Origin of the sequence: Lysinibacillus sp. Bpr_S20 (assembly GCF_023337835.1) — a bacterium.
GTDB lineage: Bacteria > Bacillota > Bacilli > Bacillales_A > Planococcaceae > Lysinibacillus.
On the sequence record NZ_JALNLQ010000002.1, the window covers coordinates 524,518 to 549,790 of the forward strand.

A 25,273-nucleotide genomic window follows, 5' to 3' on the forward strand; every position below is an offset into this window, starting at 1 on the left:
AGAAATGAGGGGAATACTATGAACGAACGCCAAGGACTAATCGTTTACGTCCATCAATTAAAACATGCGAAATCTCTTCGAAAATATGGTCATGTTCTTTATATTTCTCGAAGGCAAAAATATGTAGTCATTTATTGCGAGCGAGAGGAAATTGAATCAATGACAACAAAACTACAACGCCTTCCATTCGTGAAAGACGTTGTAAAGTCTTATCGTCCATTTGTTAAAACTGAGTATGAAAATGCAAAACCAGATAAAGCGAAAGAATATGACTATAAAGCAGGTCTATAATATTATTTTAACGCCGGGATATAGTGATGAAGTCTCATTATTCCGATTAAGTATTGATAAAATAGTTTTGGTTCCGAAAATATAGAAGAGTGCTTTATTTCTACAACAACCGCTTTTCTATCTAGTCGTTTAATACTTTCTTCAAACATTTTTTGTCGTTGTGAAGGCTGCTCTTCATGATAAGGGATGCCTTCTCGACAAATATAAATCGGCATGAATTTACTTTCACCGACTGGTTTTAAAGCGACTGCTAAAGAGGCAACCTTTTTTTCTTCTTTAGTGGATGTTAGTATAAAGGCTTGGTGGAAGCGATCTTGATTAGTTCTCACGATTTCAAGCAGCTCGTAAACATCACCATAGCCCTCACCTAATTCTATAAATTGTTGTGGCATAAAAATTGCACATCCTTTCCAATACACATAGTATCATGCTGCGGGAGGTCAAGCACATGAAATTTGCAATGAGTTTTTTTTCCATTCTAGTACTAATCATTACCGGAACGTTATTTTTTCAGTACCATGCTTATTCGTCTGACTTAGAAACAGGCAATGGCGAATTCAGTTATTCGCAAGAGATAGAAATTGTCTATCGAGAAAATAGTCTGGATATTCGTCAACATTTTAAAAATTTACCCAATCAAAAAGTGAAAATCAAGTGGCCAGAAAATGCCGTACATCCTAGTTGCTTTATCGATAATGAAAAAAGCTGTGATCGCTTATCAAAAGAAGTCTCATATTTTAAAAAAGGAGAGACTAAATCACAATCTGTTTCATACATAATTCCGATTAAGGGTGGCTTAAAAGATAAAATGCTCATCCAAAATGTTTTCGCCACATTAACGAATGGGGAATCATCTTATTCTGTTGTACATATTTCAACTGATAGTAAAATTGTTGGTCAATGGATAACAGGCTTGCCTTTAGTAGGTCAGCAAAAACTATCACTTGTAAACTATACAATGTTTAGTGGGTATGGTACAGTTCGTGATATTTATTGGCAAACGGGTAATTTAAAAGTACAAGAGCAAACTCCGGTGTTATCTATTTATGCCCCGGGTGCTATTTCAAAAGATTTCTTGAAATCATTGGAGAAGGGTAAGTTTTTGAATGATCAACATATAGCTATTATTCAAGAAAAGAATCCCGTGAAAGAACATGATGACCGACTTTTATTTTTGCCAGAGCTAACTGAACAAGCCGTTGAACAGGAAGTTATAATGTCGCAAATAAAGTCGCAATATAAGTTTAAAGATTCACCAACTTGGTTGCCGGAAGTTATGGCATCCTATTTAGTGAAGGATACGATTGGCTCAGATAAAGCACAGAAAATCGTGAAGACGTTAAAAGAATATATGACAACTAATCAAGAGACGGCATGGCAAGAAGCCTTGGAAAAGCTTGGAGAAGAGCCAATTTCCCCTGCATCAATGGACGATCTTTTATCCGAAGTGTTAAATGTAAAAACGTCCTATTTTAAGTTGAACGCAGCTCAAGAAAAGGGCACATATCCACTATTATTTGAAGATGGTCGAAGTGTTTACGTTAATGACGTTTTGAGAGAAGATGTTCATGTAATACTTTATGAAGGGCAAGTATTTTATAATGCTGATAAATTGTTACCTTATCTAGGCTATACAGCTGGTGAAGGTAAAAATGGCTATTATATCAATAGTGATAATCGTACCTTCCGATTCCCGAAAGAACCTGGATTTTATGTATTCAATCAACGTAGATATTCGACTATTTCAGAACCAATTATTAAAATTGCCAATAATTATTATGTTGAAGAAGCTTGGCTACAACGATTATTTTTAGTAGAATTACAAAAAAGTGATGATCGTATCGATATTAAGATGTTAACTCAAGAACAAGAATAAATTTTTTTGCAGCGGAGGTTCGTCCTTCGCTGCAAAAATGCTTTTATCTTCAAACAGGTTTTTGTAGTGAGGGTGAAGCGACAGCGCATACAGCAATAACAACAATTACGCCAAGGCGAAATTGATAGATGGAATAAGAAAGTACGGTGATTTGCCTATGAGAGTTGTAGCAGGAGAACGAAAAGGGATGCCGTTAAAGGCAATTGCAGGGAACACGACGAGACCTACGACTGATAAAGTAAAGGAATCCATATTTAATATTATTGGTCCATTCTTTGATGGAGGTACAGCGCTCGATTTATTTGCGGGGAGCGGTGGCTTAGGTATCGAATCTTTAAGTAGAGGGGCTGAGCATGCCGTTTTTATCGAAAAGGATGCAAAGGCGTTCCAAATACTTCAGGAAAACATAAAAAAATGTCGTTACGAGGATTGCTCTGAGCTTTTTCGTATTGATGCGAAACGTGCTGTGAAAGCGTTATTAAAACGTGATATTACGTTTAAATTAGTTTTTTTAGATCCACCATATCATCAAAAAGAATATTATGATTTAGTGCAGATTCTTGTCGACAATGATAAAATTCAACATGATGGCATTATTTTATGTGAACATGCAAAAGAAGTAGAATTACCACAGAGATTCGGGGATTTCGTATTAAAGAGACAAGAAACATATGGCGGAACGATTATATCCGTTTATCTTCATTCAATGAGTGTCTAAACAACCACTGAATGAAGATGCACAAGGCGATATTAATCGTTGCATAGAGGAAGAGGGAGAATAGGTTGTCAGAGAAAGTTGCTGTAGTTCCTGGAAGTTTTGATCCGGTGACATTTGGTCACTTAGATATTATTAAACGGGCGGCAGATGTATTTGACACAGTTTATGTTGCTGTTTTAAATAATTCATCCAAGCAGCCGTTATTTTCAGTAGAAGAGCGTATGGCTTTAATGGCTGAAGTAACTAAAACATTGCCTAATGTGCGTATTGAAAGTTCATCAGGGCTTTTAATAGACTATGCTAAGGAAAAAAAAGCAAAAGCGATTGTTCGTGGTTTACGTGCTGTTTCGGATTTTGAATACGAAATGCAAATCACTTCGATGAACCGTTTTCTTGATGAAACCATTGAAACGTTTTTCATTATGACGAAAAATCAATATTCATTCTTAAGCTCAAGCATTGTCAAAGAGGTTGCGAAATATGGTAGTGATGTCAGCGAGCTTGTTCCTACTTGTGTGGTAGAAGCGTTAAAAGAAAAATATAATTTTGGAAAATAAAAGTAAAAGGATGTCTTGTTTTAAGACATCCTTTTTGTTTGGATAAAAAATGGATATAAGAATTATTGTGGAAGCAAACGTTTATTTATTTTAAGAAAAAAAGAGCATAAATAGTGGGTACAATGATTATGCTAAGTAGGCGGAATTTTAGATATGGTCGAACGGACAGCTTGGCTGATTTTGCAATAACGAAAATTTGTAAGTGAATGCTTATACTTTGCATGGTCAACAACATAACAACTAGTAATGGTAAATACGAAAAGTTTGGAAAAGCTGAGACGGTCATTTTAAGACCATTTGTCACTTCAAGAATTGCAGCTATGGAAAGCTCAGCTGTATAGGGCAGTTTAGGTAGCAATGAATCTAAGCCTTGCTGGACAATCGTCTGGATGGTAGTGAAAAAAATTATTGTAGTGCCAACTAATAGTATTGTTGGTGCTGTTTCTTTAATGCTTTCAGAAAATGGCGCTGTATATAAAGGCGTATTGTGTATGGAGATGCTAGGAGGATCCGTTTTACGAAATAAGAAGTAACCTGTTATTAAACAACATATATTAAAACTATGTAGTAAACATAAAAACATCCATCCAAACGTATTACTGTGTAATAAATCAAGGCTTACAAAGCCTAGTACGAAAAGAGGGCTTGGTGCATGACATACGGCTAATAAAAAATTTGCTTCTTTAGGATGTAATTGCCCACTATTTTTTAAATAAACAATTGTTGTTGCTCCAGATGGATATCCCCCAAGTGCGCTAATGATATAGGCTTGTACGTATAAAGAAGCTCTTTTTGTTTTCGTGCGCATAGGAGCCGTTAAACGTAGCAGCCATTGCGTTAAAATAAGGTAAGGTAATAAATACGGGAAAAGGGCATCCATAAAAAGATTTAAACCTAAATCAGTACCGTTATGAGCAGTTTGTGGGAATAACAAGAGTAATAGAATAAGAACTATGCAAATCGCTATTTGAATTATCGCATACATGTTATCATCTCGTTTCAACTTTTTGTCATTCACATAGGCAAATGCTAAAATCAATATATGTAAAAAAGGCAAAAACATGAACGTATGGTTTTGCAAGCGTCCTAGGAGGTGTTTTTCTTTTGAAGAAAAAAATTAGTATTTATGCAGTGTTATTAGTCGTGATTTGTTTTTTAATGTTATACCGACTAGACGCTTATATCATGAAGCCAGGAAGTGCTTATGATGTCAGTAAATTTGTTAACGTTGACAATAGCCATACCGATGAGAAAGGATCCATGAGCTTAATGACGGTGGCTATGCAGCAAGCTACTCCTTTTTCATATTTATGGGCAAAAACTCAAAAATATCAAAAACTAATGGATATTAGTCAAGTTCGAAATCCATTAGAGGATGAAGAGGAATATAATGTTCGGCAGTTTAAATTGATGTCTGATTCCCAATTTAATGCGAAGTATGTAGCTTTTCAGAGAGCGGGCCTCCAAACCAAAGTTCTCTTTAACGGTGTTTTTGTATTAAATGTCCTAGATGGCGGTGCTTCGGATAGTATAATAAAAGCTGGTGATGAAATTATTGAAGTTGATGGACAAAACATTAAAAACCAACAAATGCTTGTTGACCTTCTGAAGCCAAAGCAACTTGGGGATAAAGTGACCATTAAATATATACGAAATGAAAAAGAACAAGAGGTAACGATTACATTAAAAGAAATCCCTGCAGCAGAAGAAAAAAGAGCGGGGTTAGGTATTACTTATACTGAAAGTAAGTCGATTGAAACAAATCCTACGGTGTCTATGAAAACGGAGGATATTGGAGGTCCATCTGCTGGGCTAATGTTTACCTTAGAAATTTTAGACCAACTTCTTGAAGAAGATTTAACGAAAGGCTATGCTATTGCGGGGACGGGGGAAATGCTGGTTGATGGCTCTGTTGGCAGAATTGGTGGCATAGACTATAAAGTCATTGCTGCTGATCGTGATGGTATGGAAATATTTTTTGCACCAGATGATGAAATTACCCCAGAGATGAAAGCTAAATATCCTGATTTGGAATCTAATTACGCTACAGCAGTAAAGACTGCGAAAGAAATTAAAACAAAAATGAAAATAGTTCCGGTTAAAACGGTAGATGATGCAATTGCATATTTAAAAAAGTTACAGCCGAAATAAAGTTTTATCCGTAACTCCGCGCTTTCGAGGGGGAGTCACCCTAAATTAAGGTGATATCCTGGGCGGGATAATAAAGTAAGGATTCACACATAGTTTTGTGTTGAATCCTTTTTTTGCCCTTTGGAAGGTGGATGTCGATAAAAACTAAAAGTTGGGTGATAAAACGTGAAAGTTGGTCGATAAAATTCAAAAGTTGGGTGATAAAACGTAAAAGTTAGTCGATAAAATTCAAAAGTTGGCCGATAATTCCTAGAAGCGTTCTGATAAAACTAAAAAGTTGGACGTCATTTTGTCACTGATATAATTTGTTTTCTAACAGCAAAAAGGATGCTAGAAGAATTTCTGGCATCATAATTAATATGGCTCTTCACCAAAGCGAGGGATTGATTTCCGTTCCGGCTGGGTGCTTTGCCGCTGCCGCTTCGCTTTCGCGCAGATAAAACATTTGCCGCTGCCGCTTCGCTTTCGCGCAGATAAAACATTTGCCGCTGCCGCTTCGCTTTCGCGCAGATAAAACATTTGCCGCTGCCGCTTCGCTTTCGCGCAGATAAAACATTTGCCGCTGCCGCTTCGCTTTCGCGCAGATAAAACATTTGCCGCTGCCGCTTCGCTTTCGCGCAGATAAAACATTTGCCGCTGACGCTTCGCTTTCGCGCAGATAAAACATTTGTAGCTGACGCTTTGCTTTCGCTACAGAAAACATTTGTTGCTGCCGCTTCGCTTTCGCACAGAGCAGAGCTTCCTGGGGGCGTCGGGCCAGCACGATGTTGGTCACGAAGGCGTTATCACAGGATGTGATGGTTTTAGCCTTCGTTCCTCTATCGCTGATCCCCGAGGAGTCACCCATCCTCCACTCCAATCAACCACTTTACTCAGCATGTATCCTTTTGGTCTCTCTAATTGTGATAAAAGAGAAACTTCGGCAACAAGGTGGATCTATGCGAAAGTGCAACTGTAGCAAAATGTTTAATCTTCAAAGACGTATCGCAGTAATAGCATATGTACAATTGCGTCACTGTTAGTTTGATTATGATAAGTAGTCATATCACTTTTGAAATGTACAAAATTTATAAAAGTTCTACGCTATTGTTGATTGGAATGGAAGGCTACTCGACTCCCGTGGGAAAGCGAGTAGCCCGGAATGGAAATCGCCCTCATTTAAAGAGCCACGACATTCATTGATCATTTTTTACAACAACATAAAAGGATGCTAGAAGAATTTTCTCTGGCATCCTTTATATTCTTATATTACTTAAAACCGAATCGGTGGTGTTTGATAATCTTTTGGGAGACTGTGCTCTTTTGCTCTTTGTTCAATACTTAAATTGTATACCTCTGCTGCATGAATATCTACAGCAAGCATAGCGTCATCCGTTGCTGCAACACGACTGATTAAAGGTAAAGGGATATCTTTTTTATGCATGCCTAAATAGCTCTGTCCCTTCTTACTCATCCCCAGTAAACGTATACTAGATGGTGTGTCAAAGCTTTGCAACTGTTCCTTTGTAAACCCGGTATAAATGTGTGTGAGCATACGTTGAAGTCGCGTCCATGTATAACGTTTTGATTTGATTTTCTCCATAAAGCTACTGAATGAATGACTCGTTTTCGCTGCCTTAATTAGAGCATTCTCAATGCCTTCTGATACTTCAGCGTAGCGCGTAAGTTCATGTGGTGTGTGGCGAATAAGTGTAAACTGTAAAAAAGGCCAAAAAGTTTCCCAACTTGCAAATTCACCATATTTCCCATGCCAATCAGCTAAATAATCAAATGATGCTTTAGGGAGAAAATCTTGCACGCTTTGTAGCGTATTGTTTGTTGCTAAAGCCTTGCGTATTCCTGTGGCACTAGCAATGGATGCCCCTTCTTGCAAAGCGTCATGGTAACCTGCAACAATGCGAGGGATCGTTAAAGGTTTAATGTCACTACCTAGTGACATGGCAGCCTCAATATAATGAAAACCAAGTATATTGTTTGGTTGTCCTAAATCAATGTATGTGGCAGGGAACTTTTGAGAAAGCTGTTCATAGGCATAGTGTAGACTTTTAGGATAGCTTGCACCCGTTTTAAGGCTCTCTTTAATAAAAGCGTTATATTCAGTGCGATGACTATTAATAAGCTGAAACGTATTCATAAAGGGTTGAATGGAACCATCTTCACTTCCAAATGCAAAAGAATCGCAACCAACGGCAGATAGTAAGGAAATTGCTCCTTTTGCGAAATCAGTTGCAGGTGCGGTACTATAAACGTAGGGTAGCTCAATGACAATATCCACACCACCTGCGAGAGCCATTTTTGTGCGTGTCCATTTATCGACCATGGCTGGTTCACCGCGTTGCAAAAAATTCCCACTCATGACTGCGATGACAATATCCGCGTGTGCTACTTTTTTTGCCTGTTCCAAATGATAGGCATGTCCGTTGTGAAAAGGATTGTATTCAACAACTATTCCGACTGCTTGCAAATTTAAGCCCCCTTTATTAATATCATTTGCTTTCGTTCTTCTATGGAGCTTTTTCTTACTAGAACGGTTTGGAGCAAATATACGATTTATAATAGTTAATTATAGGTGGGTTTTATTGTGGTGACAAGAAATTATCTTGACATCTATTTTTACACATTATATAATCAACAGTGTTGTCTCGAGGTGATTAAACGAATGAAATGGTCAATTCATCAATTATCTAAGTACCGCCAAGACGGGATGCCAATCGATGCCTATGTCCAATTGGACGAGGTGATGGAGCGAAACCAGGATATTCGAGCAATTTCGCCCATTCATGTAAAAGGGCTATGTACTTTCGGTGCATCGCAAATGACATGTCAGCTAACTGTGACAGCGACGTTAACATTACCATGTGCACGCACGTGGGAAGACGTTGAGTTTCCTATCGAAGTTGAGACAGTTGAAGTTTTCAGCTGGATTGACAAGGAAAAACGAGAGGAAGATGACGGAGATATTCACTATCTCGATGGTGAAGTAATCGACATGAAGCCGGTTATTGAGGAGCTTGTGCTTCTTGAGGTACCTTTGCAAGTGTTCAAGGAGAATTCTGAAGGGCAAGTGCAAGGTGGCAAAAACTGGTCTTACGCAACGGATGAAGACGTTGAACTACACAAAAAAGCTGATGAACAAAAAGTGGATCCAAGACTTGCTACATTAGCTAAGTATTTTGATCAAACAGACGAATAGACGATCTGTAAGGAGGTGCCATCAATGGCTGTACCATTTAGAAGAACTTCTAAAACTGCAAAAAGAAAGCGTCGTACGCATTTCAAACTATCTGTACCTGGTATGGTAGCTTGCCCAAACTGTGGTGAAGCTAAATTATCACACCGTGTTTGCAAAGCTTGCGGACAATACAAAGGTAAAGAAGTAGTTAGCAAATAATACAGTGTTTGCTCACTTAAAAGGCTAGTAGAGAGACCATGGCTCTTTACTAGCCTTTTTGTTGATTAGAAAAGACGGAATCTTTTGGCAATAATGAAAAGATATATAGTACTATAATAATTGTATGATACAATTTATCCATCGGGACAAAGGGGGAAATGGTATGGCGTATTTAATTGATAACAAAGAAGGTATTATGACGTTTACGATTAACCGAGAAGAAAAACGGAATGCAGTTAATGATGAGGTTATGGATGGGCTACAAGAGGTCATTACATATATTCGAAATCATGATGATGTACGTTTTTTAGTCGTAACGGGTGCAGGGGATAAATCATTTTGCTCGGGAGGCGATTTATCTGAATTCCATTCACTCGAAACAGAGGATGAAGCATTTGGTATGTTAGGTAAGATGGGTGAAATATTATATGACCTTGCGACATTGCCTGTGCCAACGATTGCGTTAATCAACGGAACGGCAGTTGGTGGAGGTTGCGAAATTGCAACAGCTTGCGATTTTCGTCTAGTAGCAAGTCATGCGAAGTGTGGTTTTATACAGGGGACATTAGCGATTACGAGTGGCTGGGGAGGCGGTACATACTTATTTGAACGAGGGTTACGCCATGATCGTGCGATGAAGATGCTAGTCGATGCGAAGCCTTATCCGGCTGAATTACTATATGAGATTGGTTGGGCAATGCGTGTTTTTGAAGGTTCAAAAGAATCGGCGTTGAATGAGTTTATCGAACATATGCGTAAAATTCATCCTTCTGTTCATAAGGCTTATAAAGAAATTGAACTTCGTAAATGGCGTGAGCGTAATATGTATGAACGTGTTATGGAGGAAGTTCGTACATGTGCGAAATTGTGGGAAAGTGAAGCTCATCACGAGGCAGTTGCTAATTTCCTAACAAAGAAAAACAATAAATAATGTATAACGGCAGTGATTATAACGAAACATAGTCACTGTCTTTTTTATTTCGATGATTCTATTTTGCTCGCTCATGCATATAGTAGTAAAAAATGCGAGGGTGATAGATTATGGAATTGAAAAAAAGAAAAGATCAATGGACAAAGGAAGACGATGAAAGATTAGCAGAAATTGTGTTGCATAATGTACAAAATGGCAAAACACAGCTAGAAGCTTTTGAGTTGGCTGCTACTGAACTAGGTCGAACAAAACAAGCATGTGGTTTCCGTTGGAATAAAACTTTACGTAGTCAATATAGTCAGTCACTACTAGCAGTACGGAATCAGCCGCAACAATCTATGCGAAGCCATTTGAAATTGGCGTTAACAAGCTTTGATGAATTAACAGAAGCCTATCAAAGTCTTGAAGTAAGGCACCGCGAATTACAAAATGAGCATGATAAACTAGTGAAGTGGTTGCAACAAGGGTATTCTTTAATGAAAGATTAAAAAAGGAAGCTGACGAAAGTTAAAAGTGCTGTAGAGTAATACTTAGAAAAAATATAAATTTGAACTAAAACATAATGATGCGCAGTTTCCGATTGGTGAAGATTGATAAACATCATTGCGAAAAGCCACTGATTTAAGTTTCAATTTTTTTATATTATCGTAAACATTTAGTCAATCCTGTATAATAAAAGAACCTGCATAGGAGGTGCCTTAGAGATTATTCTAAGGCACCTCCTTCTGTAGAAAGAGAGTCGGATAATGGGCTATGGTGTCCTTGCGATAGTACCGTTTAGGAGGGCGTTCTCTTATGTTGTTTGTCCGTTGTAAATGTGGGAGGTGTAATGTATTGTGAATGTAGCAATTATTGGTGCAGGGGCTGTTGGTCAGTTAACGGCAAGTTTTTTAGCGGAGTCTGGAGTGTCTGTAACGTTGGTTGCGAGAAGGCAGGAGCAGGTAGATGAACTGAATGCGAAGCATTTAACGCGAGTGAATGTTGATGGAACGAAAACTTTACAACAAGTTACATCCACTACGAAATTAACGGAGCTACCACAGCAAGATTTAATGGTAGTTGCTGTGAAGTACGGTCAATTACAAGAGCTTTACGGACAATTGTCTGCTTTACCAAGTACAATGTCGTTGTTGTTTATGCAAAATGGTTTAGCGCATTTTGACGAAGCATTGCGTTTGCCACAAAAAAATATTGCCTTTTGCTCTGTGTCATTTGGTGCTCAAATGATAGATCAGTCAACCGTGCAACATAGAGGTGTAGGTGTTTGTAAAATTGCGATAGAGCGAGGGGATACTGTTGCGTTTAACGATTTCTTACAATTGAAAAATCCCTTGTTTCCAGTTAAATTGGTTGTTAATGCTGAACAAATGTTATTTGAGAAAGCTGTATTCAACTGCTTAATTAACCCGTTAACGGCTATATTGCAAGTGAAGAATGGCGAGTTAGTAACGAATAAGCATGCGTTTTTATTAATGCAAACGATCTATCAAGAATTAACGGTTGCTTTTGAAGGCATAGAACAAATCATACCTTTTTTCAAGGTGATAGAGTTATGTGAAAAAACAGCAAGTAATACCTCATCCATGCTAGCGGATCGGATGCAAGGAAGGAAAAGTGAAATTGACACGATTGTAGGGGTAGTGCTAGAAAAAGCTCTAGCAAGAGGTCGTGATTTGCCTACTTTACGCACTTTATATCACCAAGTACTTGCGATAGAGGAGAGCGGTGGAAGACGTTGAAAGAATTTTTACATATAATTATAAGTAGCATCATTTTTTGTCCAATTCTCCTTTTTGCGATGGTCTATTTAATTGGTCGAAAGATTAAAATTCGAGGCACTCATGCTTTTGGAATGGCATCGGACGTGACAACATTGTGTTTGTTTTTCTCGGTGCCACTAGCAATTGGTGTACTGTGGAAGGTCAATGTTAGTGTGATATTGGTAACATTGGCGATAATGATGGCAATGATTTTTACATATATTGATTGGCGAACGAAAAAAGAAATTGAAGTGAGATCGTTACTTAGGAAAATTTGGCGGTTTCAATTTTTAGTACTAAGTACGGCGTATATTGGTATCTGTATAGTGGGTATTATTCGATCTGTTATAGACTATCTACAGGCCGTCTAAGCATTTTCTTTTCATGTTGAAGCCATAAGCGTTAAAATAATAGCATTAAATATTGTTTTTAAGTAATCGCTCTATATGCAAAAAGTTAAATATAATTCCAATGTACGACAACGTATTACGTTTTTACGAATCTAGGGATGTGCATGTTGAATAAACGTTCTAATGGTTAAAGGAATTATTTTATTTAGGTTTGCTTATGAAGAGTAAGAAGATGATTTAGGTAGAGGAGTTTGTGTTAAATGAAACTGGAGTCAATCCAAGTACCCATAAAAAATCGTTTGCTAGCGGATTATTGGTCGCCAAATACTGCCATCCATGAGTTTTTTGAATACGAATTTAACGATAAATCTTTTGAAAAACGAGCGCAATATTTAGATCAACATGCATATGATCAAAAAGAATTAACAGCCATTATACGTCAATTTATGGAGCCGCTCGGTTTATCAAAGAAAGCGAATGAACATTTGCAGCAATTGGAGCAAGGAGCTGTTGCAGTTGTCGGTGGGCAACAAGCGGGTATCTTAACAGGCCCTCTTTACTCGGTGCATAAGGCAATTTCGGTCATTGCGTTAGCGAAAGAGCAAAGTGTAAAACTTCAGCGACCGGTTGTTCCTGTCTTTTGGATAGCTGGTGAAGATCATGATCTAGAGGAAATTAACCATACGTATACAGTACGTGGTGAAGATATTAAAAAACGTGTTTACGGCGAACGTTCAAGACGTAAAACGATGGCTTCTAAAACAAGTATAAACAAAGAAACAATGACGCAATTAATAAATACGATTGCGAAAGATATGGGCGAAACAGAATTCACTGAAATACTTATTAAACAACTAATGGAAACACTTAATAAGTGTGAAACATTTACGGACTTCTTTGCGCAACTTATGAACCAATTGTTTAAAGATGAAGGTTTATTAATGATTGATGCAGCGGACTTTAAATTCCGTCAATATGAGCGTGAGCATTTTACACGTATCATTCATAAAAATGAAGAAATTGCTAGAGTGGTAACAGAAAAAGAAGCAGAGCTAGAACGTGCGGGCTATGGCAATCCTATTTTAGCAACAAAAGAAGCGGCGAATTTATTCTATGTAGAAGATGGGGAGCGCCATCTTTTAGAAAGAAAAAATCAGCAATTTGTCAATCTAGCTGCAAATATTAAACTATCCCGTGAAGAAGTTTTAAAAATTGCTGAAAAGCATCCGGAGCAGTTAAGTAATAACGTTGTGACGCGACCGCTAATGCAGGAAATGACATTGCCTGTACTAGCATTTGTTGGTGGACCGGGAGAGCTTGCGTACTGGGCGACATTAAAGGATGCATTCGCGGTGTTAGGCTTACAAATGCCGATTTTTGCTCCTCGTCTTCATATCACGATTATCACGCGTCACGTAGAACAACTTTTACGTGAATATCGTTTAAATGTTGTAGATGTTTGGGATGGGAAAGCGTTACAGCTGAAAGAACAGTTTATTGCTGAAATACAGGATGCTGAAGTGAAGCGTCAAATTCAGATGATGCAGCAAGAGTTGTTGGAAAAGTATGATGCCCTTCAGCTTTATTTAGAAGAGCAACATCTATTACTAGATAAAATTCTTGTGAAAAATAAAGAGAATCATCTTAAGCAATTTGATTATTTACAACAAAAGGTAGAACAAACGGTTCTTCAAAAGCATGAAACGACGATCCGCAAATTTATGACACTACAAAATGAGTTGTATCCAAATGAAGGATTCCAGGAAAGAACTTATAATCCATATCAATATTTTAATGAGTTTGGACCAATGCTCATTACTGAACTGCTAAAACAAAATTATAGCGTTGGTAATCACCATTACTTCATTTATTTATAGTTGGTGAATAATGTCGATTTAAGTAGTAAATAGAGGGCTATCCTACTAAGGGTAGCTCTTTTTTATGTCATTTAGCATAGGTGTAATAACTTTTTAAAGGTCTATTCACGCATTAATTAGTAAAATGTCAAGTTTTTTTTAAAAAAAGTGGAGGAAAGTGGGGGGATGTGGTACATTATTTAATAAAGTGGGGTGAATAGCATGTTCATGGGAGAATATCAACACTCTGTTGATGCAAAAGGACGATTAATCGTGCCCGCAAAATTTCGTGAAGCTTTAGGCGAAACATTTGTTGTAACACGCGGACTTGATAATTGTTTATTTGGCTATCCTATGAATGAATGGCGAAAACTCGAAGAAAAATTAAAGGACTTACCGATGACCAAAAAGGATACACGTGCTTTTGCAAGGTTTTTCTTTTCTGGCGCAACGGAAGTAGAGATAGACAAGCAGGGGCGCATAAATATTCCTTCGACTCTTATGCAGCATGCACATCTATTGAAAGAGTGTATCGTCTTAGGAGTTTCGAATCGAATTGAAATATGGGCGAAAGATGCTTGGGAAGCTTACTTTAGTGAGTCGGAACAATCCTTTAATGAAATTGCAGAAAATATGATTGGCTTTGATTTTTAACTTTTTTTAGACACTTAAGTGTCAATTGTATGAAGTTAAGGCCTGAAGGGAGCAAGTGGTATGTTCGATCATACAACCGTGCTATTAAAAGAAACAGTTGATGGGTTGAACATCGATCCTGATGGTGTGTATGTGGACTGTACGTTAGGTGGCGCAGGACACAGTGAATATTTAGTACAACAATTATCTGAAAAAGGGCGTTTAATTTGCTTTGATCAAGATATGACAGCTATTAAGAACGCAAAAATTCGATTGGCGCCATATATTGAGCGTGTGACATTTGTTCATTCGAATTTCCGTTATTTAAAAGAAGAGCTATTAGCGCTCGGTATTGAGCAAGTAGATGGTGTTTTATATGATTTAGGCGTATCTTCACCACAACTAGATACACCAGAGCGAGGTTTTAGTTATCACCATGATGCACCTCTAGATATGCGCATGGATCAAACAGCGACACTTACAGCATTCCATGTTGTGAATGAATGGGCGTATGAAGATTTAGTACGTATATTTTTCCGTTATGGAGAAGAGAAGTTTTCAAAGCAAGTTGCTCGTAAAATCGAAGAGGCACGTAAGGTGGCACCTATCGAAACAACCAGCCAACTTGTAGAACTTATTAAAGAGGGTATTCCAGCAGCGGCCCGCCGTAAAGGTGGACATCCAGCGAAGCGCATATTCCAAGCAATACGAATTGCTGTTAATGATGAGCTAGGCGCGGCAGAGGATTCATTAGTCGATGCGATTGATATGATTAACGTAGGTGGACGCGTTAGTGTCATTACGTTCCATTCATTGGAGGACCGCCTATGCAAGACTATTTTTAAGGAAGCGTCATCATTACCGGAATTACCACCAAATTTACCAGTGATTCCTGATGACATGAAGCCAACTTTAAAGCTTATTACGAGAAAGCCAATTGTTCCTTCTGAGGAAGAATTAGCTGTAAACAATCGTGCTCGTTCAGCAAAGCTTAGAGTGGTTGAGAAAATTAACGACAAAGGGCGTGAGTAAATGGCAGCAGTTCGTGTAAGGCAGCAGCAACAACAAGTGCAACAACCGATAACACCCCCTAGTCCACAACCCACTATCATACGTCGTAAAAAAACGAACCAGAAGTTTGAAAAAACAATGCTAATTGTTTTAGTTAGCATTATTGCTGTATTATCGGTACTAGTTTTGAATAAGCAAGCAGCAATTCAAACGACTAGCATGGACATTCAAAAAATCGAAGCTGAAGCAGAAGAGATTACAAAAAAGAATGTTGACTTGACAGTTCGTGTGAGTGAACTTTCTACATACGAAAACATTTGGAAAAAAGCTAAAGAACTCGGTTTAACTCAAAATGAGAAAAATGTAAAGGTAGTGCCGGGAGAATGAAAAAAAAGAGATTTCGATTCCAGTGGGGAGCCTTTCTATTATTAATTTTTTATGGAGGGCTCTTTTTTCTATTGTTCTCAAGAATGTTTATGTTACAGGCGACAGGTGAAGTGGAAGGACAAGAGCTTGCGGCAAGAGCAGCTGCGAAGTATAGCAAAGAAAGTGTAATAGCAGCAAATCGCGGGAAAATTTATGATACAAATGGACAAGTCATCGCGGAGGATACACTTAGTTATCGACTAATCGCAATCGTCAGTGAAAAGGCTACGACGGATGACAAAAACCCTCGACATGTAGTAGATCCAAAAAAAACTGCGAAAATATTACATGAATATATTCCTGCTATGGACGAAGAAAAAATCTATAAACAGCTTACTAGGGTAAATAATAAAGGGGAAAAGCCTTATCAAGTTGAATTTGGAAGTGCGGGCCGAGGAATAAGTCATGAGATTATGAGTAAAATTAAAGCGGAGAAATTACCAGGGATTTTATTTGTAAACGATTTAAAACGTTATTATCCAAATGGAATATTTGCCTCGCACTTAATTGGCTTTGCAATAAAAGAGGAAAATAAGGATCGTACGTTCACGACAAAAGGGAAGATGGGTCTTGAGCTTACTTATAACAAAGAGCTTACAGGAAAAGATGGTAAGGTTGAATATGAAACAGATGCGTTCCATTATTTATTACCAAATAGCGAAAAAATGGTGACACCCGCCAAAAATGGCGATGACATTTATTTAACGCTTGATAAAACAATTCAAAGCTTTTTAGAGGAAGCCATGACGTCGGTTGAGAAGGAATATAACCCTGAAGCGATGACAGCTATTGTGGCAGATCCGAAAACTGGTAAAATTCTAGCAATGTCACAGCGACCTACGTTTAATCCTGATACACGTGAAGGGAATAATATGAAATGGCTAAATGAGGCAATTGAAGAGACCATTGAACCAGGTTCGACGATGAAAACGTTCACGCTCGCTTCGGCTATTGATACCGGGGCGTGGGATCCAAATAAAAAGTATATGTCAGGCCAATATAGAGTCCTTGATCGTACGATTAAAGATTACAATAAAGTTGGTTGGGGTACGATTACTTATTTACAAGGCATCCAACGTTCATCTAATACTGCAATGGCACACTTATTAAAGCTTATTGGTGAGGATGTCTTTTTTGATTATCTAGATCGATTTGGGTTTGGGAAGAAAACAGGTATTGATTTACCGAATGAAGCATCGGGAAAACTTTTATCGAAATATCCAATTGAAAGAGTGACGACAGCGTTCGGCCAAGGTTCTACGGTAACGCCTATTCAGTTAATTCAAGCAATGACAGCGATTGCGAATGACGGGAAAATGATGCAACCGTATGTGATAGATCGTATCGTTGATCCTTCAACAGGAAAAACGATTAAAAAGCATGAGCCGATTGTTAAGGGAAAACCAGTTTCAGCTGACACGGCGAAACAAGTAAAAGAAATTCTTGCATCTACGTTAACAGCTGAGTTAGGAACAGCGGTGGACTTTGCCCTTGATGAATATGTAGTTGCAGGGAAAACAGGTACTGCTCAAATTCCACTAGGAAATGGTGATTATTTTGCAAACGAGTATCTTTATTCATTCCTAGGAATGGCTCCAGTAGATAATCCGCAGCTCATTATGTATGTCTCGGTAAAAAGACCAAAGACAAAAACCGGCGCTGTACCAGTTTCAAAAGTATTTAAACCAGTTATGTTAAATAGTTTAAAATATTTAAATGTTAATCCAGAAGATGTAAAGCATGTTGACGATACAACAATCCAAGATTATACAGGTAAAAGTGCTGAAGCTATACAAGTAGAGCTATCGAACGATGGGCTAAAGCCAATTATTGTTGGTAGTGGCGGTAAAATTATTGACCAATATCCAAAAGGTCCTCAAAAACTTGTTAAAGGTAACTTGGTGTTTTTAAAGACAGAGGGTGATGTGACATTACCAGACTTCACCAATTGGTCGTTGCGTAATGTACTTGCCTTTAAGACAATGGCAAATTTAGAAATTGAAGTTGTTGGAGAAGGATTTGTTGCGAATCAGAGCGTCTCGGCAGGTACCGTAATTACAGATCGTTCACCGATTGTGGTGAAGCTGAAAACGCCAGCGGAAAGCTTTAAGCAAGATGTAGAGACCCCATCCGAGGGTGAACCAACTGAATAAATCTGAATAGAAGCCCACTTTATTTCATACGTTGTAAAAAACAAGGTGTGATGTCGAATGAAGTGGATTTCTATCCATTCCAAAAAGCGCTTACGTATTTTATACGTATTGTTTATGTTTGTAGCTGTTGCGATTGTTATTAGGCTTTTCTTCTTGCAAGTTTTAGATCAAAAAGAACTGACACAGAAAGCCGAAGAGAATTGGGACCGAGAAATTCCATTTGCCAATGAGCGAGGACATATTACTGACCGTAAAGGGAAAAATATCGTCACAAATAAGCTCGCGCCAACTTTATATTTTATGCCTTCTCAAAGTAAGGATATTGAAGGGGCTGCGGCAAAAATTGCACAAGTTTTGGGTGTAGATGAACAAAAGCTTTTGGAAAAAATGAAGAAAAAAGAATACTTAGTAAAGCTGGCACCTGAAGGGAAAAATATTCCCTATGAAAAAGCCGTAGAGTTACAAGGTATGCAGATTGAGGGATTATATAGTGGTGTCGATTATTCAAGGGATTACCCATACGGTACCCTATTATCTCGTTTTTTAGGTTTCACAGGCTATGATGCACAAGGTTTAGCAGGGATTGAATATGAATACGATAAATTGTTACAGGCTAATTCTTCTGCAATACGGATCTTTACAGATGCGAAAGGGAATAATTTACCGAACGTAAAAAGTGCTTGGAAGGCTGGCGAAGATGGTGCTACGGTCGAGCTAACGATAGATGTTGATGCTCAACAGGTCGTTGAACGTGAATTGTCACAGGCGATGGAGCGTTATGATGCTGATCAAGCAATGGCGATTGCTATGAATCCAAACAATGGCGAGATCTTAGCATTAGCTTCCTATCCAACCTTCAACCCAGCAGAATATCAAACGGTAGAACCCGCTATCTACAATCGGAATTTACCAGTTTGGATGACATACGAGCCCGGATCAACGTTCAAAATTATAACGCTTAGTGCTGCTTTAGAAGAAAATGTTGTGGATTTAGAGAAGGATACTTTTTATGATCCAGGCTATTCAATGGTTGCTGGAGCAAGATTGCGTTGTTGGAAACGTGAGGGTCATGGCTCTGAAACCTTCCTTGAAGTTGTAGAAAATTCTTGTAACCCAGGTTTTATAGAATTAGGTCAGAGAATCGGCAATGAAAAACTACTACAATATGTTAAAGATTTTGGCTTTGGTAAAAAAACTGGGTCTAATATCGCTGGAGAAGCTTCAGGGATTTTATTTTCCAAGGATGCTTTTGGACCTGTTGAGCAGGCCACAACTTCATTTGGCCAAGGTGTTGCTGTTACACCAATTCAACAAGTGCAAGCAGTAGCCGCTGCAGTAAATGGGGGCAAGCTTTATACGCCATATGTTGTGAAGCAAATTATTAATCCTAATACTGGAGAAGTTATAGAAGAGACTAAACCGGAAGTTAAAAAGCAGGTTATTCGCGAGGAAACGTCTGCAAAGGTCCGGGGTGCATTAGAATCTGTTGTTGCAAAGGGCTCAGGACGTCAAGCTTACCGAGATGGATTACGAATCGGCGGCAAAACAGGTACAGCACAAAAGGTAGAGAATGGTCGTTATAAAGAAGGCGAATATATCGTATCGTTTATCGGCTTTGCACCTGCGGATAATCCGCAAGTCGTCGTTTATGTAGCAGTAGATAACCCGAAAAAGGCAACCCAATTTGGCGGTGTGGTAGCAGCTCCAATCGTTGGTCAAATTATTGAAGATATTGCACCTTTTGTTGGCATTGAAAAATCGAAGGAACAGCTTGAAAAGGATTATCGTTGGGGTGACCCAATCACTGTGAAGGTTCCTAATTTTATTGGTCAAACGAAGGACGATATTGCCAAGCAACAATATCCATTCCGCATTGAATGGCATGGAGAAGGAACTAAAATTGGCAATCAACTGCCTGAAGTGGATAGTGTTATCAAGCAAGACGGCACCATTCATCTTTATTTAGAAAACTAATATAACTTTACCTTTAAAAAATGGGAAAGAACCACTATTATTATGAAGGGTAGTAATAAATACATGAAAGTTTGTGCTTTTTTCTTTAAGAAGAAAGTGAAACAAGATTTAAAGGAGATTTTTCAATGAAACTCGCAACAACGCTTACCATTTTAGCTCTTGCTTTTATAGTAACAGTTATCCTGGCACCAATTAGTATTCCACTTCTTCGCCGATTAAAGTTCGGTCAAAGTATTCGTGAAGAGGGACCACAATCCCATATGAAAAAAGCTGGTACACCAACAATGGGGGGCATTATTTTCTTACTTGCCATTATCCTCACTACTGTTGGTGTAGGTAGCTTTTTAGATTTATTTACAACACAAACCGTCGTACTGTTAATCGTATTAGTAGGGTTTGGGTTAATCGGCTTATTGGACGATAGCTTAAAAGTTGTTTTTAAACGTAATTTAGGATTAACATCGCTTCAGAAACTGATCGGTCAAATTGTCATTGCGGTCTTGGCCTATTTCTTATTACATGTAGGATCGTTTGACACAACACTTGCAATACCATTTACAGATTGGACGATTGATCTTGGCATTTTCTATGTAGCCTTTTTAATTTTCTGGTTAGTGGGCTTCTCGAATGCAGTGAATTTAACAGACGGATTAGATGGGCTTGTGGCAGGTACTGCATCTATTGCCTTTGCAGCATTTGGTGTTATTGCTCTGTTCCAAGATCAAGCGGATATCGCCTTATTTACATTTGCGGTAACAGGTGCATTATTAGGGTTTTTACTTTTTAATGCGAATCCAGCAAAAATATTTATGGGAGATACGGGTTCACTTGCATTAGGTGGAGCTTTAGCCATGGTCTCTGTTTTAGAAAAAGCAGAATTCTTACTGTTATTAATTGGATTGGTGTTTGTAATTGAAACATTATCCGTTATTTTACAGGTAGGTAGCTTCAAACTTCGTAAAAAACGTATTTTTAAAATGAGTCCTATTCATCATCATTTTGAATTATCTGGTTGGTCAGAATGGAAGGTAGTACTTGTCTTTTGGTCAACTGCTTTAGCAGTAGCATTGATTGCAGTTTTATCGGAGGCGTTCTTATGAGAAACTTTTCAGATTTACAACATAAAAAAGTCCTTGTTTTAGGTTTAGCTAAAAGTGGTGTGGCTGCAGCTGAGATTTTACATGAGCTTGGTGCCTTTGTGACTGTGAATGATTCAAAACCATTTGATGAAAGCCCTGATGCACAAGGTTTATTGCAAAAAGGAATTACGGTTATTTGTGGACGTCACCCAGAGGATTTACTAGATGAGGGCTTTGAATTAGTAGTGAAAAATCCAGGGATTCCTTATAGCAATAAAATAGTAGCGGATGCAATAAGCCGCGGAATCCCCGTTTGGACAGAAATTGAACTTGCTTATTTAATTAGTGAAGCGCCGTTTATCGGTATTACGGGGTCAAACGGTAAAACAACTACGACAACATTAATTTTCGACATGCTTAATAACGGTAGTTTGGAACCTTTAATTGCAGGGAATATAGGAACTGTTGCATGCGGTGTTGCAAGGGAAGCACAAAAGGATAATGTAATTGTTACCGAATTATCATCTTTTCAATTAATGGGTACAGAATCATTCAAACCGAAAATTGCTATATTAACAAATCTTTTTGATGCGCATCTTGATTATCATGGGACGTTTGACAACTATGCTGAGGCAAAATTTGGTGTTACACGTAATCAAGATGAAAGCGATTATTTTATCTACAATGCTGATCAGCCGATAGTTGTTGACTATGCAACGAAATCAAAAGCTAAAAAGGTACCATTTAGTTCTAACGGACGTACGGATGAAGGAATTAGTGCTGATGACACAACAATTTATTGGCAAGGTGAGCCGTATCTAAATCGAGCAAATATCGCTTTGCCTGGTAAGCATAACTTAGAAAATATTTTAGCAGCTGTCGCAGCTTGTATTTTAGTTGGCTGTGACAAAGCTAAAATGGAAGAAGTTTTAGCGAAGTTTGGAGGAGTTCGCCACCGTACTCAGTTCGTGCGTGAATGGAACGGACGCAAGATTTACAATGACTCAAAAGCAACAAACTGCTTAGCTACAAAAAGTGCGTTAGATGCATTCCAAGCACCTGTTATTTTACTTGCAGGTGGTTTAGATCGAGGACATTCGTTTGAAGAATTACGTCCGAGTATGGGACATGTAAAAGGTGTTGTTGCCTTTGGAGAAACAGGACTACGCTTTGTTGAATTTGCGAAGTCGTGCGGTGTACAACAAACTGTCATTGCTCAAAATGTTGAGGATGCAGTACATTATGCGGCGCCGATGTCAGCAGAAGGTGATGTCATTCTATTATCTCCAGCATGTGCAAGCTGGGATCAATATGACAGCTTTGAAATACGAGGCGATGTTTTTATTGATGCTGTAATGAAGCTGTAATGAGCCTGTAACTATTTTAGAATATACTTGACTTGGAAGGATGGCATTACTGAGAGGAAAAGAAAGCTATTTATTGCTCGTCACAACTTTGATGCTCACTATAATCGGCATTATTTTCGTCTATTCTGCAGGTACCTATTGGAGTGCCGTTCATTATAGTGGAAAGATGCCGTTTTATATGAAGCAAAGTCTATACTTTGCCGTAGCCATTGTAGTTTTTTTAATCACTACGCGATTAACTATTTTGAAAGAGCAGTCCTTTTGGAAAATGGCCTATATATTTTCGTTAGTTTTACTAGTCCTTGTCCTTATACCAGGAATTGGACTTGTGCGAAATGGTTCTCAAAGCTGGATTGGCGTAGGCCCTTTAACAATTCAGCCAGCAGAGCTAACGAAAATTACAGTCATTGTATACATGAGCCATATTTTAGCGCAGCATAAAACAGGTACGTCAATTATTAACTGGCGGCATGGATTGATTTTATTATTGCCTGTTGTACTAATTATGCTACAGCCTGATTTTGGTTCTGTTTTTATTCTTGTTGTTTCTGTGTTCTTATTGTTTTTTGTGGCAGGGTATCCTTTAAAACTGTATGCAATTTTTTTGATTGCTGGGGTTGCTGGGTTAGTAGGCTTGATTGTCACAGCGCCATACAGACTAAAGCGGATTGAGGCATTTATTGATCCGTGGGTCGATCCTTTAGGAAGTGGGTTTCAGGCTGTACAATCGCTAATGGCTATCGGACCTGCTGGAATTTTCGGCCATGGATTTGGACAAAGTAGGCAAAAGTTTTTATATTTACCTGAACCACAAAATGACTTTATTTACGCAATCATTCTTGAAGAGGTTGGATTGCTTGGTGGACTTGTTATTTTAGCACTTTTTGTACTGGTGATTTATGCAGGCTATAAATTTGCCGTGCGGGCTAAAACGAGAACATCCTATTACGCGATCATTGGACTCGTAACAATGCTGACCGTACAAGCATTTCTAAATATAGCAGTAGTAATTGGCTTAGTTCCTGTAACAGGCGTCACATTGCCTTTTATCAGCTATGGAGGAACATCTTTAGTAACAATGTGGCTAATAATAGGTATTATTTATCAATTAGCGAAATAAATATAAAGGAGGAGTACTTTTTTGGAGAAAGTAATCGACATAGAAGATCGCATACCTACGCTAAAAAAGCGACGAAAAAAGCGTACAAACCGGAAATTTATAGTGCTAATATTACTTTTCTTTATCGTGTTAGCAGTACTCCTTTATTTTCAATCTCCTTACAGTAAAATCAACAACATAACGGTCAACGGTGCTCGATTAGCAGAAGAACAATATTATTTGAAGGCAAGCTCTCTTGCAACTGGGAAGTCGATGTGGGGATTTAAAGCAGAAGACGTAGAGAAATTATTACTAAAGGATAAATGGGTGAAAGAAGCACATGTTAAACGTAATTGGCTTCGAGGTGTGACAATAGAAATTAAAGAATGGAAAAAGGTTGCGTATATAGCTGGTGACGGTACTTATTATCCATTGCTTGAAAATGGTAAGCGCTTTGAACAAGCCGGAGATGATATTCCGATTGATGCACCTGTATTTATCGGCATAACTGGCGAAAAGACAATTAAAAAGCTTGTAAAGCAATTAGCACAATTAAAACCAGAAGTACTAGCATTAATTTCTCAAGTCAATACTAACAGTAATGAAACAAATCCTAATGCAATCCAGCTTTATATGAACGATGGCTATGAAGTTCGAGCTGTTATTCAAACTTTAGCAGAAAAGCTAAATCTTTACCCTTCACTTGTGGCCCAAATTTCAAATTTGGAGAAAGGGGTTATCGATTTAGAGGTCGGCTCGTATTATCGTCCTTTCAATAATGAGTATAACCATGCAAAAATTGATTTAGATAAAGATGCGGCCAACCAGGAAGTGAAAAAAGATGAAGAAAAAGAATAGCAAAGAAAATTTCTTTTCAAGAAAACAATTTCAGTTGCTAATTGTTTGTGTCGTTATGGGATTTATCATCGGTTATTCATACAACCTGGCAAAAGATAATCGAGAAGCAGGTTCGGCGAATAAGGAGCTTTTCGAGCAAGAAGAAACTTATCGTGAGGAGTTAATTGCACAGCAAGAACGTAATAAAGAATTAACAGATGAGGCGAATGCTTTGCAAGAAAAAATTCGCAAGTATGAAAAATCGTTTGTCGCTAGTAAAAAGGATTATACAAAGCTTGTTGAAGAAGCAGAGGATTTACGCTTGTTGTTAGGCGATTTAAATTCGGAAGGAAAAGGGATACGCATTACCCTTCAAGACGGTGATTACGATCCAAAATCCGCAAATCCAAATGATTATATCGTGCATGAAAGCCATGTTTTTAAAATGCTCAATGAGCTTAAAATTTCTGGTGCGCAAGCAATTGCTATTAATGGGCAACGTGTATTGGCGAATTCTTATATCCGTTGTAATGGGCCAGTCATTACTATAGATGGCAAGCAACATCCAGCTCCATTCGTCATAGAAGCTGTGGGAGATTCAGCCACATTAATAGCTTCCTTAAACTTAAATGGTGGCGTTGTGGATCAATTATTAAACGACAATATTGTTGTATCTTTAGAAGAAAATCAAAAGCTTTCCATGCCGAAAGTAAAGGTAGAAAGTTAAAGTCAATATTTACAGATTAAATTTGATTATAGCCTTTAGGTAGGTTATAGATGATGATTCAAGATCTAAGGCGTAAATCTGTGAGG

26 protein-coding genes are annotated in these 25,273 nt (G+C 38.1%); 22 read left to right on the plus strand and 4 right to left on the minus strand.

The window, feature by feature from the left end; genetic code table 11:
• Positions 1 to 18: 18 nt before the first annotated feature.
• On the plus strand, positions 19 to 291 hold the full coding sequence (locus MWJ95_RS06950) for a YlbG family protein (protein ID WP_132357596.1): 273 nt from the start codon (positions 19 to 21) through the stop codon (positions 289 to 291).
• A 2-nt stretch (positions 292 to 293) separates the two neighbouring features.
• On the opposite strand, the gene MWJ95_RS06955 is transcribed toward MWJ95_RS06950, so the two are convergent.
• Positions 294 to 683 carry a DUF7147 family protein gene (locus tag MWJ95_RS06955; RefSeq protein ID WP_249073245.1) on the minus strand — a complete coding sequence of 130 codons (390 nt, stop codon included), beginning with the start codon at positions 681 to 683 and terminating at the stop codon, positions 294 to 296.
• Positions 684 to 739: 56 nt separating this feature from the next.
• On the opposite strand from MWJ95_RS06955, the gene MWJ95_RS06960 reads away from it, so the two are divergent.
• The 3 genes from MWJ95_RS06960 (at position 740) to coaD (ending at position 3,442) form a co-directional block, all read left to right on the plus strand.
• Positions 740 to 2,167 carry an RNA polymerase II gene (locus MWJ95_RS06960; protein ID WP_249073244.1) on the plus strand — a complete coding sequence of 476 codons (1,428 nt, stop codon included), beginning with the start codon at positions 740 to 742 and terminating at the stop codon, positions 2,165 to 2,167.
• 157 nt (positions 2,168 to 2,324) lie between these two features.
• Complete coding sequence (gene rsmD / locus MWJ95_RS06965) at positions 2,325 to 2,885, plus strand: 16S rRNA (guanine(966)-N(2))-methyltransferase RsmD (RefSeq protein ID WP_249073243.1); 561 nt, start codon at positions 2,325 to 2,327, stop codon at positions 2,883 to 2,885.
• A 65-nt stretch (positions 2,886 to 2,950) separates the two neighbouring features.
• Positions 2,951 to 3,442: a pantetheine-phosphate adenylyltransferase gene (gene coaD, locus MWJ95_RS06970; protein ID WP_249073242.1), complete on the plus strand. Its 492-nt coding sequence runs from the start codon at positions 2,951 to 2,953 to the stop codon at positions 3,440 to 3,442.
• Between the two features lie 85 nt (positions 3,443 to 3,527).
• Here coaD and MWJ95_RS06975 read toward each other — a convergent pair whose 3' ends face one another.
• Positions 3,528 to 4,427, minus strand: a complete 900-nt coding sequence (locus MWJ95_RS06975) for a hypothetical protein (RefSeq protein WP_249104860.1) — start codon at positions 4,425 to 4,427, stop codon at positions 3,528 to 3,530.
• Between the two features lie 119 nt (positions 4,428 to 4,546).
• Between MWJ95_RS06975 and MWJ95_RS06980 the strand changes: the two genes are divergently transcribed.
• Positions 4,547 to 5,593: a SepM family pheromone-processing serine protease gene (locus MWJ95_RS06980; protein ID WP_249104862.1), complete on the plus strand. Its 1,047-nt coding sequence runs from the start codon at positions 4,547 to 4,549 to the stop codon at positions 5,591 to 5,593.
• Positions 5,594 to 5,960: 367 nt separating this feature from the next.
• Here the strand turns inward: MWJ95_RS06980 and MWJ95_RS06985 are convergent, their stop codons facing one another.
• Both MWJ95_RS06985 and MWJ95_RS06990 read right to left on the minus strand, forming a co-directional pair.
• Positions 5,961 to 6,440 (minus strand): hypothetical protein, encoded by a 480-nt coding sequence (locus tag MWJ95_RS06985; protein ID WP_249104865.1) that lies wholly within the window; start codon positions 6,438 to 6,440, stop codon positions 5,961 to 5,963.
• 405 nt (positions 6,441 to 6,845) lie between these two features.
• A complete protein-coding gene (locus MWJ95_RS06990; RefSeq protein WP_249104866.1) occupies positions 6,846 to 8,057 on the minus strand; it encodes a nucleotidyltransferase in 1,212 nt (403 codons plus the stop codon).
• A gap of 195 nt (positions 8,058 to 8,252) precedes the next feature.
• Here MWJ95_RS06990 and MWJ95_RS06995 point away from each other — a divergent pair, with 195 nt between their 5' ends.
• The 17 genes from MWJ95_RS06995 (at position 8,253) to MWJ95_RS07075 (ending at position 25,187) form a co-directional block, all read left to right on the plus strand.
• A complete protein-coding gene (locus tag MWJ95_RS06995; protein ID WP_249073238.1) occupies positions 8,253 to 8,786 on the plus strand; it encodes a YceD family protein in 534 nt (177 codons plus the stop codon).
• 24 nt (positions 8,787 to 8,810) lie between these two features.
• Positions 8,811 to 8,984, plus strand: coding sequence for a 50S ribosomal protein L32 (rpmF, locus tag MWJ95_RS07000; RefSeq protein ID WP_010858320.1), 174 nt, complete (start codon positions 8,811 to 8,813; stop codon positions 8,982 to 8,984).
• Between the two features lie 163 nt (positions 8,985 to 9,147).
• A complete protein-coding gene (locus tag MWJ95_RS07005) occupies positions 9,148 to 9,915 on the plus strand; it encodes an enoyl-CoA hydratase/isomerase family protein (RefSeq protein ID WP_249104868.1) in 768 nt (255 codons plus the stop codon).
• A gap of 110 nt (positions 9,916 to 10,025) precedes the next feature.
• Positions 10,026 to 10,403 carry a transcriptional regulator gene (locus tag MWJ95_RS07010; protein WP_249073236.1) on the plus strand — a complete coding sequence of 126 codons (378 nt, stop codon included), beginning with the start codon at positions 10,026 to 10,028 and terminating at the stop codon, positions 10,401 to 10,403.
• 348 nt (positions 10,404 to 10,751) lie between these two features.
• Positions 10,752 to 11,654, plus strand: a complete 903-nt coding sequence (locus MWJ95_RS07015) for a ketopantoate reductase family protein (RefSeq protein WP_249073235.1) — start codon at positions 10,752 to 10,754, stop codon at positions 11,652 to 11,654.
• Positions 11,651 to 12,046, plus strand: a complete 396-nt coding sequence (locus MWJ95_RS07020; protein ID WP_249073234.1) for a DUF3397 domain-containing protein — start codon at positions 11,651 to 11,653, stop codon at positions 12,044 to 12,046. Before MWJ95_RS07015 ends, MWJ95_RS07020 begins: the two co-directional genes overlap by 4 nt.
• A gap of 239 nt (positions 12,047 to 12,285) precedes the next feature.
• Positions 12,286 to 13,902 (plus strand): bacillithiol biosynthesis cysteine-adding enzyme BshC, encoded by a 1,617-nt coding sequence (gene bshC, locus MWJ95_RS07025; protein WP_249073233.1) that lies wholly within the window; start codon positions 12,286 to 12,288, stop codon positions 13,900 to 13,902.
• A 201-nt stretch (positions 13,903 to 14,103) separates the two neighbouring features.
• The gene (mraZ, locus tag MWJ95_RS07030; RefSeq protein ID WP_249073232.1) at positions 14,104 to 14,535 is read left to right on the plus strand and encodes a division/cell wall cluster transcriptional repressor MraZ; all 432 of its coding nucleotides are present in this window, start codon (positions 14,104 to 14,106) and stop codon (positions 14,533 to 14,535) included.
• Between the two features lie 60 nt (positions 14,536 to 14,595).
• Entirely contained in the window at positions 14,596 to 15,546 is a 951-nt protein-coding gene (gene rsmH / locus MWJ95_RS07035; RefSeq protein ID WP_249073231.1) for a 16S rRNA (cytosine(1402)-N(4))-methyltransferase RsmH, read from the plus strand.
• On the plus strand, positions 15,547 to 15,912 hold the full coding sequence (ftsL2, locus tag MWJ95_RS07040) for a cell division protein FtsL (protein WP_249073230.1): 366 nt from the start codon (positions 15,547 to 15,549) through the stop codon (positions 15,910 to 15,912). It abuts the gene before it with no gap.
• Positions 15,909 to 18,104, plus strand: coding sequence for a penicillin-binding protein (locus MWJ95_RS07045; RefSeq protein ID WP_249073229.1), 2,196 nt, complete (start codon positions 15,909 to 15,911; stop codon positions 18,102 to 18,104). The genes ftsL2 and MWJ95_RS07045 overlap by 4 nt, the downstream gene beginning before the upstream one ends.
• A gap of 57 nt (positions 18,105 to 18,161) precedes the next feature.
• Positions 18,162 to 20,078 carry a stage V sporulation protein D gene (locus MWJ95_RS07050; protein ID WP_249104870.1) on the plus strand — a complete coding sequence of 639 codons (1,917 nt, stop codon included), beginning with the start codon at positions 18,162 to 18,164 and terminating at the stop codon, positions 20,076 to 20,078.
• A gap of 125 nt (positions 20,079 to 20,203) precedes the next feature.
• Complete coding sequence (gene mraY, locus MWJ95_RS07055; RefSeq protein WP_249073227.1) at positions 20,204 to 21,178, plus strand: phospho-N-acetylmuramoyl-pentapeptide-transferase; 975 nt, start codon at positions 20,204 to 20,206, stop codon at positions 21,176 to 21,178.
• Positions 21,175 to 22,524, plus strand: a complete 1,350-nt coding sequence (gene murD, locus MWJ95_RS07060) for a UDP-N-acetylmuramoyl-L-alanine--D-glutamate ligase (protein ID WP_249073226.1) — start codon at positions 21,175 to 21,177, stop codon at positions 22,522 to 22,524. The genes mraY and murD overlap by 4 nt, the downstream gene beginning before the upstream one ends.
• A 40-nt stretch (positions 22,525 to 22,564) precedes the next feature.
• Positions 22,565 to 23,644, plus strand: coding sequence for a putative lipid II flippase FtsW (gene ftsW, locus MWJ95_RS07065; protein WP_249104872.1), 1,080 nt, complete (start codon positions 22,565 to 22,567; stop codon positions 23,642 to 23,644).
• Between the two features lie 21 nt (positions 23,645 to 23,665).
• A complete protein-coding gene (locus tag MWJ95_RS07070) occupies positions 23,666 to 24,481 on the plus strand; it encodes a cell division protein FtsQ/DivIB (RefSeq protein WP_249073224.1) in 816 nt (271 codons plus the stop codon).
• Positions 24,465 to 25,187, plus strand: a complete 723-nt coding sequence (locus MWJ95_RS07075; protein ID WP_249073223.1) for a DUF881 domain-containing protein — start codon at positions 24,465 to 24,467, stop codon at positions 25,185 to 25,187. The genes MWJ95_RS07070 and MWJ95_RS07075 overlap by 17 nt, the downstream gene beginning before the upstream one ends.
• The last annotated feature ends 86 nt before the right edge of the window (positions 25,188 to 25,273 follow it).